This is a genomic window from Caldivirga sp. MU80 (assembly GCF_001663375.1).
Lineage (GTDB): Archaea > Thermoproteota > Thermoprotei > Thermoproteales > Thermocladiaceae > Caldivirga.
Genome location: NZ_LCTF01000069.1, coordinates 1 through 1,461, shown reverse-complemented (window position 1 = coordinate 1,461; position 1,461 = coordinate 1). Strand labels below are relative to the sequence as shown.

Genomic DNA, 1,461 nt, shown 5'->3' with positions numbered 1-1,461 from the left:
AGGACACGTCATCAACGGCCTTAAGCGTCATCTTCCTCCCTGCTAAGTTTACGGTGAAGTACTTTGATAAATGCTCAACCTTAAGTATGGCGTCACTTACCATAGAGGAAGCACCTCACCACATGGTTCTCATTAACCTTGATGTAACTGGGCTTATTGATGCGGCATACCTCAGTGGCGTAGTCGCACCTATCAGCGAAGACATAACCCCTTATCTCACTCCTTAAGTCAGGTACAAAGCCCCTTATCGCACTTAACCTATTAGTGGGTTTCGGTCTTCTTAATCGTTTGTGGCGCTTATTTTCATTTGATGTTCCCTAGTTAGGTTTAAAATCTAATCCCAACGCCCTTTATCAGTGACCCTGGGTTTCCGAGATCCAGGGCTGGGAACCCCGGTGACGGGTGGGGAGCCACTGCGGTGAGGGGGCCCAGGGGGACCATCGAGAAGGAGACGGCGGGTTATGTTTTCCCGCCGTCTCCAGAGAGACGGTAGTAGGGAATTCCTACTAGGCTTAGTGACGAGATACGTGTGGAGTAGGGGTGCCGTAAGGCATGCGTTAAGTATCCTTAAGAGCAACTTAAGGAGCATTAATGTGGATGTGGATAAGGAGTTGATAAGCATAGTAATGAACAGCGTTAAGCACCTTATGCTGAACTTTAACCTACAAGGTTCATTACTAATGCTTAAACAACTGGCAACGTGATTCACCTTTTAAAATTAAAGGCCCATTACTAATAGTGAACTAATGCGGCTATATAGTTAGATTCATGGCGTATTTATAATGATGCTTATAAGCATCTTTAAACTAAGCCACTAATGTCAAGCATTATTCAGGATATTTCAGAGATGGGGGCATCGCTTAGGACATTGATGAATATGGTTAATGATGTTGTATCTCTAGGTTCAATGTATAGGGTGGGTAGGGTGTTTCTAGTTGGTGCTGGTTCATCATACTACGTCTCCATGTATGCCGTAACCCATGCATTACGTAGTAAGGGTAGGTGCATTCTTGCCGTTCCCTCATCAGAATTCATATACTACCACTCAGGCTTGGTGAATTCCTCAAGTCTCGTGGTGGCTATATCTAGGTCTGGGGAGACTGCGGAGACCCTTGAGGCGCTTAGGGTTGCTAAGGGTAATGGGGCTGGGACAGTTATGCTGAGTATAAGTGAGGGTAGGGGCTTAGACTTCATTGACCATTACGTTAGGGTTGATGTTGGGCAGGAGAGGAGTGTGGTAATGACCAAGAGCTTCGTTGCCTTATCAGCCGCAGCCGCTGTGCTCATTGACGCCATAGTGGGTAATAACGTTGACCATGGTAGGGTCCTTAGCGCCCTCTCCAGCTGCATTGACGGAATGCTTAACGATAAGGGGATGCTAATGACACTGAGCAAAGTGGCCGGTGAGTGGGCTAGTGGTGGGATTGGTAGGTTCATATTCCTTGGCCATGGCTCATCGTA

2 protein-coding genes and 1 pseudogene are annotated in these 1,461 nt (G+C 46.9%); 2 read left to right on the top strand and 1 reads right to left on the bottom strand.

The window, feature by feature from the left end:
• Positions 1–92: 92 nt before the first annotated feature.
• Positions 93–260: pseudogene (locus AAX04_RS12635) on the bottom strand (oligopeptide/dipeptide ABC transporter ATP-binding protein); the annotation flags it as partial.
• Positions 261–461: 201 nt separating this feature from the next.
• Between AAX04_RS12635 and AAX04_RS12110 the strand changes: the two are divergent.
• Together AAX04_RS12110 and AAX04_RS11445 are read left to right on the top strand one after the other, a co-directional pair.
• Positions 462–704, top strand: a complete 243-nt coding sequence (locus AAX04_RS12110) for a hypothetical protein (RefSeq protein WP_156519856.1) — start codon at positions 462–464, stop codon at positions 702–704.
• 113 nt (positions 705–817) lie between these two features.
• The coding region (locus AAX04_RS11445; protein ID WP_156519855.1) for an SIS domain-containing protein at positions 818–1,461 on the top strand (644 nt) is incomplete at its 3' end.